The organism is Chelativorans xinjiangensis (assembly GCF_009812055.1).
In the GTDB taxonomy this organism is placed as follows: domain Bacteria; phylum Pseudomonadota; class Alphaproteobacteria; order Rhizobiales; family Rhizobiaceae; genus Chelativorans; species Chelativorans xinjiangense.
In genome coordinates this window covers 15,935-28,040 of the sequence record NZ_WQNH01000035.1, presented here as the reverse complement: position 1 = coordinate 28,040, position 12,106 = coordinate 15,935, and the positions used below count along the sequence as shown (strand labels likewise).

The window sequence follows — 12,106 nt, the reverse complement described above, 5'->3', positions numbered from 1 at the left end:
GGAGTAGATAAAGATGCTGCAACCAAAGCGCACGAAATTCCGCAAGCAGTTCAAGGGTCGTATCCACGGCGTTGCCAAGGGCGGCACTGAGCTGAATTTCGGTTCCTACGGCCTGAAGGCGCTTGAGCCGGAGCGGGTGACCGCCCGGCAGATCGAGGCCGCACGCCGCGCCATCACGCGTTTCATGAAGCGCCAGGGCCGGGTGTGGATCCGCATCTTCCCGGACGTGCCCGTCACCTCCAAGCCGACCGAAGTCCGCATGGGTAAGGGCAAGGGCTCGGTGGATTATTGGGCGTGCCGGGTGAAGCCTGGTCGCGTCATGTTCGAGATCGACGGTGTGGCCGACGACGTGGCGCGCGAGGCGCTTCGCCTCGGGGCAGCCAAGCTCCCGGTCAAGACGCGCTTCATCCAGCGCATCGCAGAGTAGGAGAAGGCGCCATGAAGGCCGTTGACGTGAGGGCGATGACGCCCGACCAGCTCGACGACGAGTTGGCCAAGCTGAAGAAAGAGCAGTTCAACCTCCGTTTCCAGAAGGCGACGGGGCAGCTCGAAAAAACCGCGCGGGTGAAGCAGATTCGCCGTGACATTGCGCGCATCAAGACAATTGCCGCCGAGAAATCGGCCGGCAGCAAGGCCTGAGGAAAACGAGAATGCCAAAGCGCGTTTTGCAGGGCACCGTGGTAAGCGACAAGAACGACAAGACGGTGGTCGTCCGCGTCGAGCGCCGGTTCGCGCATCCGCTTCTGAAGAAGACGGTGCGTCGTTCCAAGCGGTACAAGGCCCATGACGAGAACAATGCGTGCAAGGTCGGCGACACGGTGCTGATCCAGGAAACGCGCCCGATCTCGAAGGAAAAGTGCTGGGTCGTCGTGAACGAAGCCCAAGCGCAATAAGGTTGGAACAAGCCGGGAAGCACCGCTTCCCCGAATAAGATAAGAAGGCGGCCAGTCATGATTCAGATGCAAACAAACCTCGACGTGGCGGATAATTCCGGCGCCCGTCGTGTCATGTGCATCAAGGTGCTGGGCGGCTCGAAGCGGAAATATGCTTCCGTCGGCGACGTCATCGTCGTCTCGGTCAAGGAAGCCATTCCGCGCGGCCGCGTGAAGAAGGGTGACGTGATGAAGGCGGTTGTCGTGCGCACCGCCAAGGACATTCGCCGTTCCGACGGCAGCGTGATCCGTTTCGACAACAATGCCGCCGTCCTCGTCGACAACAAGAAAGAGCCCGTGGGCACGCGTATCTTCGGCCCGGTTCCGCGCGAGCTTCGCGCCAAGAACCACATGAAGATCATCTCGCTGGCGCCGGAAGTTCTTTAGGAGGCCGGAAAATGCAGAAGATCAAAAAAGGCGACAATGTCGTCGTGCTGACCGGCCGCGACAAAGGGCGTACCGGTGAAATTTTGAAGATGATGCCGAAGGAAGACAAGGCGCTGGTGCGCGGCGTCAACCTCGTACGCCGGCACCAGAAGCAGTCGGCACAGTCCGAAGGCGGCATCATCACCAAGGAAGCGCCGATCCACGTGTCGAACCTGGCGCTGGCCGACCCCAAGGACGGGAAGCCCACCCGCGTCGGCTTCCAGGTCCAGAAGGACGGCAAGAAGGTGCGCGTGGCGAAGCGCTCGGGAGAATTGATCGATGGCTAAGGCCGATTATCAGCCGCGCTTGAAGAAGCAGTATGAGGAGGCGATCCGCAAGGAGCTCCTCGAGGCTTTCAAGTACAAGAACGAGATGCAGGTTCCGCGCATCGACAAGGTCGTCATCAATATGGGTGTCGGCGAGGCGACGGGCGATTCCAAGAAGCCGACCGTCGCGGCGGAAGACCTGGCGTTGATCGCCGGCCAAAAGCCTGTGATCACCAAGGCCCGCAACTCCATCGCTGGCTTCAAAGTGCGCGAAGGCATGCCCATCGGCGCAAAGGTGACGCTGCGCAAGGACCGCATGTATGAATTTCTGGACAGGCTGGTGAATGTCGCGCTCCCGCGTGTTCGCGATTTCCGGGGCCTGAGCCCGAAGAGCTTCGACGGCCGTGGCAATTTTGCCATGGGCGTGAAGGAGCACATCGTGTTCCCCGAGATCAATTACGACAAGGTCGACCAGATCTGGGGAATGGACATCATCGTCTGTACGACCGCCAAGACCGACGACGAGGCGAGGGCGCTGTTGAAGGCCTTCAACTTCCCGTTCCGGCAGTAACGGCAGGCGAGAACAAGGAAATTCCAAATGGCAAAAGTTAGCGCAGTCGAGAAGAACAAGAGGCGCCGCAAGTTGGTGGACCGTTACGCCGCGAAGCGTGCGGCACTGAAGGCCACCATCATGGATCAAACGCAGCCGATGGAAGAGCGCTTCAAGGCGCAGCTTCAGCTTGCTGCGCTGCCGCGCAACTCGTCGAAGACGCGCATTCGCAACCGCTGCGACGTGACGGGCCGCCCGCGCGCCTTCTATCGCAAGCTTAGGATGTCGCGCATCGCGCTTCGCGAACTTGGCAACAACGGCCTGATCCCGGGCCTGGTCAAGTCGAGCTGGTAAGGGGGCCATTGAGATGTCCGTGAACGATCCTCTCGGCGATATGCTGACCCGCATCCGTAATGCCATCGGGCGCAAGAAGAACACCGTTTCTTCGCCTGCCTCGCGCCTGCGCGTGCGTGTGCTCGATGTCATGAAGGCGGAAGGCTATATCCGTGACTACAGCCAGGTCGACTACGACAACGGCAAGTCGGAACTCGAGATCGAGCTGAAATATTTCGAAGGCGCGCCCGTGATCCGCGAGATCGCGCGGGTTTCCAAGCCCGGCCGTCGCGTCTATGTGTCCGTGAAGTCGATTCCCAACGTTGCCAACGGTCTTGGCGTAGCCATCCTTTCCACGCCGAAAGGCGTGATGGCCGACCACCAGGCGCGTGAGCAGAACGTCGGCGGAGAGGTTCTCTGCCAGATCTTCTGATCTGCGGAGGCTGACCAAGAACAACGAGGACAAGACAATGTCTCGTATAGGCAAGAAGCCGGTCCCCGTGCCGGAAGGCGTGACGGCCACTGTTGATGGCCAGACGGTTACGGCCAAGGGGCCGAAGGGCGAATTGACCTTCGTCGTCAATGACGAGGTCCTGGTGAAGATGGAGGACGGGGCGATCGCGGTTGATCCGCGCGACCAGTCCAAGATCGCGCGGTCCAAGTGGGGCATGTCGCGCACCCAGATCGCCAATATCGTCAACGGCGTGAAGGGCGGTTTCGAGAAGCGTCTCGAGATCAACGGCGTCGGTTACCGTGCGGCCATGCAGGGTAAGAAGCTGCAGCTCTCCCTGGGCTACAGCCATGAGGTGAACTACGAGGCGCCGGAAGGCGTCACCATCGCCGTGCCGAAGCCGACGGAAATCGTCGTCAGCGGCGTCGACAAGCAGGTGGTCGGCCAGGTGGCCGCGGAGATCCGCAAGTTCCGCGGGCCCGAGCCCTACAAGGGCAAGGGCGTGAAATACGCGGATGAGACGATCATCCGCAAGGAAGGCAAGAAGAAGTAGGAACGATAAGCCATGGTGTCGAAGGTATCCGTTACGCGACGCGCCGGGCGCGTTCGCCGCAAGCTTAAGTCGGTTGCCAATGGGCAGCCGCGGCTTTCGGTCTATCGCTCGTCGAAAAACATCTATGCTCAGGTCATCGACGACGTGAAGGGGTGCACGCTTGCCGCCGCCTCCACGCTGGAGAAGGATCTGAAGGGCAAGCTCAAGACCGGCGCCGACACGGAAGCGGCGAGTGCGGTCGGCAAGCTGATCGCCGAGCGCGCCAAGAAGGCGGGCGTCGAGAAGGTCGTCTTCGACCGTGGCGCCTATCTCTATCACGGCCGTGTCAAGGCGCTGGCCGACGCCGCTCGCGAGGGCGGCTTGGAGTTCTAATCACTGCTTCGGGCGCGGAAGGCGCCCGCAGCTCCCATCAACCCCGTGCTACCGGAAAAGAACAAGGACAAGGACAATGGCACAGCCACGCAGGGACGATCGCCGCGAGCGCGAAGAGCGCGACAGCGAGTTCGTCGACAAGCTCGTTCACATCAACCGCGTCGCCAAGGTGGTCAAGGGCGGCCGCCGTTTCGGCTTCGCCGCGCTCGTCGTCGTCGGCGACCAGAAGGGCCGCGTCGGCTTCGGCCACGGCAAGGCCCGTGAGGTGCCCGAGGCAATCCGCAAGGCCACCGAGAGCGCCAAGCGCGACATGATCTTCGTGCCGCTGCGTGCCGGTCGTACGCTGCACCACGACGTGCAGGGCCGCCACGGCGCCGGCCGCGTTCTTTTGCGCGCCGCCAAGCCCGGTACCGGCATCATCGCCGGCGGCCCGATGCGCGCCGTCTTCGAAACGCTCGGCATGCAGGACGTGGTCGCCAAGTCTCTCGGCTCGGCGAACCCGTACAACATGGTGCGCGCAACGTTCGACGCGCTGAAGCACCAGATGCATCCCAAGGATGTGGCTGCCCAGCGCAACATCAAATATTCGACCCTGCAGGCACGCCGCGGCAGCGTAGCCGTCGGGGCGGAAGAGTAGGCCGCGCGCGGCAAGCCCTGAGCTCAAGGAATGACGAAGATGGCTGAGAAGAAGAAGGGCAAGACGATCACGGTCGAGCAGATCGGTAGCCCCATCCGCCGCCCCAAGGAGCAGCGCGCGACGCTGATCGGCCTGGGGCTCAACAAAATGCATCGCCGCTCGACGCTGGAGGATACGCCCTCCGTGCGCGGCATGATCGCCGCGGTGCAGCACCTCGTGCGCGTCGTCGACGAGGCCTGAGGAACCGAGGAACGGAAAAATGAAGCTCAACGAACTCAGGGACCAGGAAGGCGCGACCCACTCGCGCAAGCGCGTCGGCCGCGGCATCGGTTCGGGCCTCGGCAAGACCGGCGGGCGCGGCGTGAAGGGCCAGAAGTCCCGCTCGGGCGTGGCCATCAAGGGGTTTGAGGGTGGCCAGATGCCGCTCTATCGGCGCCTGCCGAAGCGCGGCTTCGTCAACATCTTCGGCAAGGACTTCAACGAAGTCTCCGTCGGCCGCATCCAGGCTGCCATCGACGCCAAGAAGCTCGACGCCAAGGCCACCATCGACACCGAAGCTCTGATCAAGGCCGGCGTCATCCGCCGGGCCAGGGACGGCGTGCGGGTACTTGGCGACGGCGAATTGAAGGCCAAGGTGACGCTCGACGTCGCCGGCGCCTCCAAGTCGGCGGTCGAGAAGGTCGAGAAGGCCGGCGGCTCGGTCAAGCTGCCGGAGAAGGCCGCAGAGTAACGCGGCGCGGGCGGGCGGGTACCCGCCGCTTGCAAGTCCGCTGCCCCCGGCCTATCTCCGGGGCGGCGCGATCCGCCGCGGGGCGGGCGTCTGGGTGCTTTGGTCACACAGGACCCTTCTGGACTTGACCGCCGACGGCGGGTAAGCCTGCATCCACCTTTCCTGGTCGCGCATGGGGCGTGTGACGGAGCGGAGAATTCTTCATGGCATCGGCAGCCGAGCAACTTGCATCCAACCTCAATTTCGCGGCTTTCGCCAAGGCCGAGGATTTGAAGAAGCGTATCTGGTTCACGCTCGGCGCGCTGCTGGTCTATCGCCTCGGCACCTACATCCCGATGCCGGGCATCAACCCGGAGGCGTTCGCGCAGGCCTTCCAGCAGCAGTCGGGCGGCGTTTTGGGTATGTTCAATATGTTCGCCGGCGGCGCGGTGGAGCGCATGGCGATCTTCGCCCTCGGCATCATGCCCTACATCTCCGCCTCCATCATCATGCAGTTGATGACGTCGGTCGTGCCCTCGCTGGAGCAGCTGAAGAAGGAGGGCGAGCAGGGCCGCAAGGTCATCAACCAGTACACCCGCTACGGCACTGTGCTCCTGGCCACCGTGCAGGCCTACGGCATCGCCGTGGGGCTTGAAGGCGGGGCCAACATCGTCACCGACCCCGGCTGGTTCTTCCGCATCTCCGCCGTCATCACGCTGGTCGGCGGCACCATGTTCCTGATGTGGCTCGGTGAGCAGATCACCGCGCGTGGCATCGGCAACGGCATCTCGCTCATCATCTTCTCCGGCATCGTCGCCGGCCTGCCATCGGCCATCGGCGGTACGCTGGAGCTTGGCCGCACCGGCGCCATGTCGACGGGGCTGATCCTCGCCATCATCGTGATCGCCATCGTCGTGATCGGCGTCATCGTCTTCTTCGAGCGCGCTCAGCGGCGGCTTCTGATCCAGTATCCGAAACGCCAGGTCGGCAACCGCATGTTCCAGGGCGATACCTCGCATCTGCCCTTGAAGCTCAACACGGCTGGGGTCATCCCGCCGATCTTCGCTTCCTCGCTGCTTCTCCTGCCTGCCACCGTGGCCGGTTTTTCCGACACGACCCAGCTTCCCGCCTGGGCCGGCTCGCTGCTTGCGACACTGGGCCATGGCCAGCCGCTCTACATGCTGCTCTACGCCGCGCTGATCGCCTTCTTCGCCTTCTTCTATACGGCCATCGTCTTCAACCCGAAGGACACGGCCGATCAGCTGAAGAAGCACTCCGGCTTCATTCCCGGCTACCGGCCGGGTGAGCGCACGGCGGATTATATCGACTATGTGTTGACCCGCATCACGGTGGTCGGCGCTATCTATCTCGTTCTGGTGTGTCTGCTTCCGGAGTTTCTGATTTCGGCGACCGGCGTGCCCTTCTACCTCGGCGGCACGTCTCTGCTCATCGTCGTCAGCGTCACGCTCGACACGGTGGCGCAGGTTCAGGGCCACCTGATCGCGCATCAGTATGAGGGACTGATCAAGAAATCGAAGCTCCGGGGAGGCAAGAGGGGACGATGAGGCTTATACTTCTTGGGCCGCCGGGGGCGGGGAAGGGGACCCAGGCACAAAAGCTCGTCGAGAAATACGGTATTCCGCAGCTATCGACAGGCGACATGCTGCGCGCGGCGGTGAACGCGGGGACCGACGTAGGCAAGCGGGCGAAGGCCGTCATGGACGCTGGAGAGCTGGTGTCGGACGCTATCGTCAACGCCATCGTCGCGGAGCGGATCGGCCAGCCAGACTGCGCGAACGGCTTCATTCTCGACGGCTATCCGCGCACGCTCGCGCAGGCCGACGCGGTCGAGGCGATGCTCGCCGAACGCGGGCTGAAGCTGGACGCGGTGATCGAGCTGGCGGTCGACGACAAGGCGTTGATCGGCCGGATCGCCAAGCGGGCGGAAGAGACGAAATCCGCAGGCCAGCCGGTGCGCAGGGACGACAATCCCGCCGTGTTCGAGGAGCGGCTGCGCGAGTACTACAAGAAAACGGCCCCGCTGATCGGCTACTACTACGCCAAGGGACGGCTCCACACCGTCGACGGCATGGCCAGCATTGCGGACGTCACAACCAAGATCGAAAAGGTTTTGCGTTCGATCTGAAAGAACATCGCCCGGGGAGTTGACTTTTCCCGGCGATTCCGTCAAAGACGGCGCCAATTCGCTTGAATGTCAAAGCGGTCGGTGCCGGTCGGAAAAATCGTTGGCCGGGCCGGGCGCTTTCGTCTTGTCCGGTCGCAGGTCAAAAGCGCCGCCGGCAAGGTGGCAGGAAGAACCAAGGAGAGCCGACGTGGCCCGTATCGCTGGCGTCAATATTCCGACCAACAAGCGCGTGGTGATCGCGCTGCAGTATATTCACGGCATCGGGCCGAGACTCGCCCGTGATATCGTTACCAAGGTCAACATTCCGGACGAGCGCCGGGTGAGCGAGCTCACCGACGCCGAAGTGTTGCAGATCCGCGAGACGATCGACCGTGACTTTAGGGTCGAGGGCGATCTGCGCCGTGAGGTATCAATCAACATCAAGCGCCTGATGGACCTCGGCTGCTACCGCGGTCTGCGTCATCGCCGCTCGCTCCCCGTCCGCGGCCAGCGCACGCATACCAATGCGCGAACGCGCAAGGGGCCTGCGAAGCCGATCGCCGGTAAGAAGAAGTAGGTTGAGTGAGTAGTGAAATAGAGAGTGGTGAGTAGAGAATCTTGCTCACTATTCGCTACTCCCTATTCCCTCATCAAAGGTGGAGCCGCTGGAATTACGGCGGTGTAGAGATCGTTCGAAAGGAAGACCATGGCCAAGGAAGCCACGCGCGTTCGCCGTCGTGAACGCAAGAACATTTCGTCGGGGGTCGCTCATGTCAGTTCGACCTTCAACAACACCATGATCACCATCACCGATGCCCAGGGCAACGCCATTGCCTGGTCGTCGGCGGGCGCGCAGGGCTTCAAGGGCTCGCGCAAGTCCACCCCCTTCGCCGCCCAGGTGGCCGCCGAGGATTGCGCCCGCAAGGCGCAGGAGCATGGCATGCGCACCCTCGAGGTGGAGGTGTCCGGGCCCGGTTCGGGTCGTGAGTCCGCACTTCGCGCCTTGCAAGCGGCGGGCTTCACCATTACCTCCATCCGTGATGTGACCCCCATCCCTCATAACGGATGCCGCCCGCGCAAGAAGCGCCGGGTCTAACAGAAATATTGCCGTACGAGCGCACAACGCGCTCCTCTGCGGTTTCCAGAGCGCCCGCCACGATTGGATGGTGGCGGGGTAACGGAAGGAACGCCTCATGATCCAGAAAAACTGGCAAGAACTCATCAAGCCCAACAAGATCGAGTTCACGTCCAAGAACAAGATACAGACGACCCTCGTCGCCGAGCCGCTGGAGCGTGGCTTCGGCCTGACGCTCGGCAACGCGCTGCGCCGGGTGCTGCTTTCCTCGCTGCGCGGTGCCGCCGTCACGGCGGTGCAGATCGACGGCGTGCTGCACGAGTTCTCCTCCATCGCCGGCGTGCGCGAGGATGTGACGGACATCGTGCTCAACATCAAGGAAATCGCCATCAAGATGGAGGGCGACGGGCCGAAGCGCATGGTCGTGCGCAAGCAGGGCCCGGGTGCCGTCACCGCCGGCGATATCCAGACCGTGGGCGATGTCGAGATCCTCAACCCCGACCACGTCATCTGCACGCTCGATCAGGAAGCCGAGATCCGCATGGAGTTTACGGTCGATGCGGGCAAGGGCTATGTGCCGGCAGACCGTAACCGCGCCGAGGATGCGCCCATCGGCCTCATTCCGGTCGACAGCCTCTATTCGCCGGTCAAGAAGGTCTCCTACAAGGTCGAGAACACCCGTGAGGGCCAGGTTCTCGACTACGACAAGCTGACCATGACGCTGGAGACCGACGGCTCGGTCACTGGTGAGGACGCGGTGGCTTTCGCCGCCCGCATCCTGCAGGACCAGCTCGACCTCTTCGTCAATTTCGAGGAGCCGCAGAAGGAGGTTCCGGCGGAGCAGGTTACCGAGCTTGCCTTCAACCCGGCGCTTCTGAAGAAGGTGGACGAGCTCGAGCTTTCCGTACGCTCGGCCAATTGCCTGAAGAACGACAACATCGTCTATATCGGCGACCTGATCCAGAAGACGGAAGCCGAGATGCTGCGCACGCCGAACTTCGGCCGCAAATCGTTGAACGAGATCAAGGAAGTGCTCGCCTCGATGGGCCTGCATCTGGGCATGGAAGTGCCCGATTGGCCGCCGGACAACATCGAAGAGCTCGCCAAGCGCTACGAAGACCAGTATTGACCCCAAGGGCAGCGCCCGCGGGATTTGAAGGAGACAAGCCATGCGCCACGGAAAATCCGGCCGCAAGCTGAACCGGACATCGAGCCATCGCAAGGCCATGTTCGCCAATATGGCGGCCTCGCTCATCGAGCATGAGCAGATCGTCACGACGCTGCCCAAGGCCAAGGAGCTCAGGCCCATCGTCGAGAAGCTGGTGACGCTCGGCAAGCGTGGTGATCTTCACGCCCGCCGCCAGGCTATCGCCGCCATCCGCGACGAGACCCAGGTGCGCCGCCTGTTCGATACGCTTGCCCCGCGCTATACGGAGCGCAACGGCGGCTACACGCGCATCATGAAGGCCGGTTTCCGCCACGGCGACAATGCGCCTATGGCCGTGATCGAGTTCGTCGACCGGGACGTTGCGGCCAAGGGTGCCGCAGACCGCGCCCGCACCGAGGCCGAGGCGGCGAGCGAGGAAGCCGAGGCGGCATGATCGTGCCGCACTTACTGGCAGGATTTCAAGGGGCCCTCGGGCCCCTTCTTTGTTTGTACTTTCAGCCGATCGGCCCCTTGAAGATAAAGAAGGCTCCGAGACAAATGAGCGCAAAGCCGATTGCGTGATTGATCGTGAGCTGCTCACCCAGATAGAAAATCGAAAAGACCGCGAAGACCGCGAGCGTGATCACCTCCTGCATGGTCTTGAGCTCAGCAGCGCTATAGGCAGCATGGCCGTACCGGTTTGCGGGAACGGCGAAGCAGTATTCGATCAAGGCAATCGACCAGCTTGCAATTATGACCAGAAAGAGCGGCTTGTTTGTGAACTTCAGGTGGCCGTACCACGCAAAGGTCATGAAAATGTTGGAGATCGCGAGCAAGACGACCGGCGTCAGATTGGACAGGATCATGGGGTCCTCGGAAACCCGGCCTCAAAGCCCGGGTGAAGCAGAATTTGGGGAAGGCATTCCGCAACGTACCCGCTCACAGTGCCCTTGTATCTGACGTGGTCCCGAGGGCGGAACGTTATGGCGATCAGCCTTTTATTCTGCTCAATCGCGTGTGAAAAGGTGGCTTCATCAAAGCGAGAATCGGCATGAAAGGCACGATGGTCTCTTTGCTTCATCTGTTCGTTCTGGTGGCATTTCTTGTTGCGCCCGCCCAGGCGCAGGATGCGCCGGCTGAGAGCCTGCCTGATGCGCTTTCAAGATTGCTGCGAGGAGCAGATGAGAGCCCGCCTCCGTCCACAGAGGTGCAGCGCCGCATCCCGTTCAGCCGCGAGGAAATCCAGCTTTCCTTCGCGCCTCTGGTGCAGGAGACCGCGCCTGCCGTGGTCAATGTCTATGCCTCGGCGCGCGTGGAGGCGCGCTCGCCTTTCATGGGCGACCCGTTCTTCGAACGCTTCTTCGACTTCCCGCAGATGCCGCCGCGGGTGCAGTCCTCGCTCGGCTCGGGTGTTTTGGTCGACCCCTCCGGCATCGTCGTGACCAACCACCATGTCATCCGCGCGGCCGACGAAGTGAAGGTGGCGTTGGCCGACGATCGCGAGTTTTCGAGCGAAATTCTGCTGCAGGACGAGGAACTCGATCTCGCGGTGCTCAAGATAGAAGCGCCGGAGGCCTTCCCCGCCGCGCGGCTGGGCGATTCGGAGGCGCTCGAGGTGGGCGATCTGGTGCTGGCGATCGGCAATCCCTTCGGCGTCGGCCAGACCACCACCAGCGGTATCGTCTCCGCGCTTGCGCGCACGCTGGGCGGCGTTTCCGATTTCGGCTTCTTCATTCAGACCGACGCTGCTATCAATCCCGGCAATTCCGGCGGTGCGCTCATCAACATGGGCGGAGAGGTCGTCGGCATCAACACCGCCATCTATAGCCGCTCCGGCGGCTCGAATGGCATAGGTTTCGCCATTCCCGCCAACATCGTGCGCGCCGTGGTCGAGGCCGCCAAAAGCGGCGACGATTATTTCGCGCGCCCTTACGTTGGGGCGAGTTTCGATCCGGTGACGCCGAATATCGCCGAGGCGCTCGGCATGGAGCGTCCGGCCGGCGCCCTCGTCACCAATGTCGCATCCGACAGTCCAGCCGCGCGAGCCGGTCTTGAGAGCGGCGACGTGGTGGAAACGGTGAACGGCAAGCGCATCGACAACCCGGAGGCACTCGACTACCGTCTGGCGACGTTACCCATGGGCGAGACCGCCGAGATCGAGGTTTTGAGGGGCGGCCACCGGCAGCGCCTGGCTATGCCGATCGAGCGGGCGCCCGAAGGAAGCGGCCAGGAGCTGGATATCGGCGGCGAGGGGCCTTTCGCTGGCGCGAAGGTGGCCGCCCTTTCGCCCGCGCTGGCGCAGCGCCTCCGCTTGCCGGTCAATGAGAAGGGCGTGGTCGTGGTGGCGACGGTGCGCAATTCGCCGGCCACCGGTCTCGGGCTCAAGGCAGGTGACATCGTGCGTGAGATCAACGGCGAAGAGATCGATACGCCGGAACGCATGAAGGCGGTCGCCGAAACCCCGGCCAGGTGGTGGCGTTTCTCCGTCGAGCGCAACGGACGCCTTATCCGGCAGATGCTGCGGTACTGA

Annotated in this window: 21 protein-coding genes; 20 read left to right on the top strand and 1 reads right to left on the bottom strand. The window is 62.8% G+C overall.

What is annotated here, in order from left to right; translation table 11 throughout:
• Window positions 1–13: 13 nt before the first annotated feature.
• The 19 genes from rplP (at window position 14) to rplQ (ending at window position 10,030) form a co-directional block, all read left to right on the top strand.
• Window positions 14–427 (top strand): 50S ribosomal protein L16, encoded by a 414-nt coding sequence (gene rplP / locus GM910_RS18850; RefSeq protein WP_159590048.1) that lies wholly within the window; start codon window positions 14–16, stop codon window positions 425–427.
• Window positions 428–438: 11 nt separating this feature from the next.
• The gene (rpmC, locus tag GM910_RS18845; RefSeq protein WP_159590046.1) at window positions 439–639 is read left to right on the top strand and encodes a 50S ribosomal protein L29; all 201 of its coding nucleotides are present in this window, start codon (window positions 439–441) and stop codon (window positions 637–639) included.
• Between the two features lie 11 nt (window positions 640–650).
• Complete coding sequence (rpsQ, locus tag GM910_RS18840) at window positions 651–893, top strand: 30S ribosomal protein S17 (RefSeq protein ID WP_159590044.1); 243 nt, start codon at window positions 651–653, stop codon at window positions 891–893.
• 57 nt (window positions 894–950) lie between these two features.
• Window positions 951–1,319 carry a 50S ribosomal protein L14 gene (gene rplN, locus GM910_RS18835; RefSeq protein WP_159590042.1) on the top strand — a complete coding sequence of 123 codons (369 nt, stop codon included), beginning with the start codon at window positions 951–953 and terminating at the stop codon, window positions 1,317–1,319.
• A gap of 11 nt (window positions 1,320–1,330) precedes the next feature.
• Complete coding sequence (gene rplX / locus GM910_RS18830; RefSeq protein ID WP_159590040.1) at window positions 1,331–1,645, top strand: 50S ribosomal protein L24; 315 nt, start codon at window positions 1,331–1,333, stop codon at window positions 1,643–1,645.
• A complete protein-coding gene (gene rplE / locus GM910_RS18825; RefSeq protein ID WP_159590038.1) occupies window positions 1,638–2,195 on the top strand; it encodes a 50S ribosomal protein L5 in 558 nt (185 codons plus the stop codon). Before rplX ends, rplE begins: the two co-directional genes overlap by 8 nt.
• Window positions 2,196–2,222: 27 nt before the next feature.
• Window positions 2,223–2,528: a 30S ribosomal protein S14 gene (rpsN, locus tag GM910_RS18820; RefSeq protein ID WP_159590036.1), complete on the top strand. Its 306-nt coding sequence runs from the start codon at window positions 2,223–2,225 to the stop codon at window positions 2,526–2,528.
• A gap of 13 nt (window positions 2,529–2,541) precedes the next feature.
• Entirely contained in the window at window positions 2,542–2,940 is a 399-nt protein-coding gene (rpsH, locus tag GM910_RS18815) for a 30S ribosomal protein S8 (RefSeq protein ID WP_159590034.1), read from the top strand.
• A gap of 37 nt (window positions 2,941–2,977) precedes the next feature.
• Entirely contained in the window at window positions 2,978–3,511 is a 534-nt protein-coding gene (rplF, locus tag GM910_RS18810; RefSeq protein WP_159590032.1) for a 50S ribosomal protein L6, read from the top strand.
• Window positions 3,512–3,523: 12 nt separating this feature from the next.
• Window positions 3,524–3,883, top strand: a complete 360-nt coding sequence (gene rplR, locus GM910_RS18805) for a 50S ribosomal protein L18 (RefSeq protein ID WP_159590030.1) — start codon at window positions 3,524–3,526, stop codon at window positions 3,881–3,883.
• 76 nt (window positions 3,884–3,959) lie between these two features.
• Window positions 3,960–4,520, top strand: coding sequence for a 30S ribosomal protein S5 (gene rpsE, locus GM910_RS18800; RefSeq protein ID WP_159590028.1), 561 nt, complete (start codon window positions 3,960–3,962; stop codon window positions 4,518–4,520).
• Between the two features lie 39 nt (window positions 4,521–4,559).
• Complete coding sequence (rpmD, locus tag GM910_RS18795) at window positions 4,560–4,760, top strand: 50S ribosomal protein L30 (RefSeq protein WP_159590026.1); 201 nt, start codon at window positions 4,560–4,562, stop codon at window positions 4,758–4,760.
• 19 nt (window positions 4,761–4,779) lie between these two features.
• Complete coding sequence (gene rplO, locus GM910_RS18790; protein WP_159590024.1) at window positions 4,780–5,250, top strand: 50S ribosomal protein L15; 471 nt, start codon at window positions 4,780–4,782, stop codon at window positions 5,248–5,250.
• A gap of 203 nt (window positions 5,251–5,453) precedes the next feature.
• Window positions 5,454–6,794, top strand: a complete 1,341-nt coding sequence (gene secY / locus GM910_RS18785; RefSeq protein WP_159590022.1) for a preprotein translocase subunit SecY — start codon at window positions 5,454–5,456, stop codon at window positions 6,792–6,794.
• Window positions 6,791–7,375: an adenylate kinase gene (locus GM910_RS18780; RefSeq protein ID WP_159590020.1), complete on the top strand. Its 585-nt coding sequence runs from the start codon at window positions 6,791–6,793 to the stop codon at window positions 7,373–7,375. The genes secY and GM910_RS18780 overlap by 4 nt, the downstream gene beginning before the upstream one ends.
• A 187-nt stretch (window positions 7,376–7,562) precedes the next feature.
• Window positions 7,563–7,931 carry a 30S ribosomal protein S13 gene (gene rpsM / locus GM910_RS18775; RefSeq protein ID WP_159590018.1) on the top strand — a complete coding sequence of 123 codons (369 nt, stop codon included), beginning with the start codon at window positions 7,563–7,565 and terminating at the stop codon, window positions 7,929–7,931.
• A 129-nt stretch (window positions 7,932–8,060) separates the two neighbouring features.
• Window positions 8,061–8,450: a 30S ribosomal protein S11 gene (gene rpsK, locus GM910_RS18770; RefSeq protein ID WP_009452513.1), complete on the top strand. Its 390-nt coding sequence runs from the start codon at window positions 8,061–8,063 to the stop codon at window positions 8,448–8,450.
• A 97-nt stretch (window positions 8,451–8,547) separates the two neighbouring features.
• Window positions 8,548–9,558, top strand: a complete 1,011-nt coding sequence (locus GM910_RS18765) for a DNA-directed RNA polymerase subunit alpha (protein WP_159590016.1) — start codon at window positions 8,548–8,550, stop codon at window positions 9,556–9,558.
• Between the two features lie 40 nt (window positions 9,559–9,598).
• Window positions 9,599–10,030: a 50S ribosomal protein L17 gene (gene rplQ, locus GM910_RS18760; protein ID WP_159590014.1), complete on the top strand. Its 432-nt coding sequence runs from the start codon at window positions 9,599–9,601 to the stop codon at window positions 10,028–10,030.
• Window positions 10,031–10,091: 61 nt separating this feature from the next.
• Here the strand turns inward: rplQ and GM910_RS18755 are convergent, their stop codons facing one another.
• On the bottom strand, window positions 10,092–10,442 hold the full coding sequence (locus GM910_RS18755; protein ID WP_159590012.1) for a DMT family protein: 351 nt from the start codon (window positions 10,440–10,442) through the stop codon (window positions 10,092–10,094).
• A 185-nt stretch (window positions 10,443–10,627) separates the two neighbouring features.
• Here GM910_RS18755 and GM910_RS18750 point away from each other — a divergent pair, with 185 nt between their 5' ends.
• Window positions 10,628–12,106: a DegQ family serine endoprotease gene (locus GM910_RS18750; protein WP_159590010.1), complete on the top strand. Its 1,479-nt coding sequence runs from the start codon at window positions 10,628–10,630 to the stop codon at window positions 12,104–12,106.

Bases quoted from the DNA above. Each gene is read 5' to 3' on its own strand.
- rplP (WP_159590048.1), top strand. From the start codon at position 14: ATGCTGCAACCAAAGCGCACGAAATTCCGCAAGCAGTTCAAGGGTCGT.
- rpmC (WP_159590046.1), top strand. From the start codon at position 439: ATGAAGGCCGTTGACGTGAGGGCGATGACGCCCGACCAGCTCGACGAC.
- rpsQ (WP_159590044.1), top strand. From the start codon at position 651: ATGCCAAAGCGCGTTTTGCAGGGCACCGTGGTAAGCGACAAGAACGAC.
- rplN (WP_159590042.1), top strand. From the start codon at position 951: ATGATTCAGATGCAAACAAACCTCGACGTGGCGGATAATTCCGGCGCC.
- rplX (WP_159590040.1), top strand. From the start codon at position 1,331: ATGCAGAAGATCAAAAAAGGCGACAATGTCGTCGTGCTGACCGGCCGC.
- rplE (WP_159590038.1), top strand. From the start codon at position 1,638: ATGGCTAAGGCCGATTATCAGCCGCGCTTGAAGAAGCAGTATGAGGAG.
- rpsN (WP_159590036.1), top strand. From the start codon at position 2,223: ATGGCAAAAGTTAGCGCAGTCGAGAAGAACAAGAGGCGCCGCAAGTTG.
- rpsH (WP_159590034.1), top strand. From the start codon at position 2,542: ATGTCCGTGAACGATCCTCTCGGCGATATGCTGACCCGCATCCGTAAT.
- rplF (WP_159590032.1), top strand. From the start codon at position 2,978: ATGTCTCGTATAGGCAAGAAGCCGGTCCCCGTGCCGGAAGGCGTGACG.
- rplR (WP_159590030.1), top strand. From the start codon at position 3,524: ATGGTGTCGAAGGTATCCGTTACGCGACGCGCCGGGCGCGTTCGCCGC.
- rpsE (WP_159590028.1), top strand. From the start codon at position 3,960: ATGGCACAGCCACGCAGGGACGATCGCCGCGAGCGCGAAGAGCGCGAC.
- rpmD (WP_159590026.1), top strand. From the start codon at position 4,560: ATGGCTGAGAAGAAGAAGGGCAAGACGATCACGGTCGAGCAGATCGGT.
- rplO (WP_159590024.1), top strand. From the start codon at position 4,780: ATGAAGCTCAACGAACTCAGGGACCAGGAAGGCGCGACCCACTCGCGC.
- secY (WP_159590022.1), top strand. From the start codon at position 5,454: ATGGCATCGGCAGCCGAGCAACTTGCATCCAACCTCAATTTCGCGGCT.
- GM910_RS18780 (WP_159590020.1), top strand. From the start codon at position 6,791: ATGAGGCTTATACTTCTTGGGCCGCCGGGGGCGGGGAAGGGGACCCAG.
- rpsK (WP_009452513.1), top strand. From the start codon at position 8,061: ATGGCCAAGGAAGCCACGCGCGTTCGCCGTCGTGAACGCAAGAACATT.
- GM910_RS18765 (WP_159590016.1), top strand. From the start codon at position 8,548: ATGATCCAGAAAAACTGGCAAGAACTCATCAAGCCCAACAAGATCGAG.
- rplQ (WP_159590014.1), top strand. From the start codon at position 9,599: ATGCGCCACGGAAAATCCGGCCGCAAGCTGAACCGGACATCGAGCCAT.
- GM910_RS18755 (WP_159590012.1), bottom strand. From the start codon at position 10,442: ATGATCCTGTCCAATCTGACGCCGGTCGTCTTGCTCGCGATCTCCAAC.
- GM910_RS18750 (WP_159590010.1), top strand. From the start codon at position 10,628: ATGAAAGGCACGATGGTCTCTTTGCTTCATCTGTTCGTTCTGGTGGCA.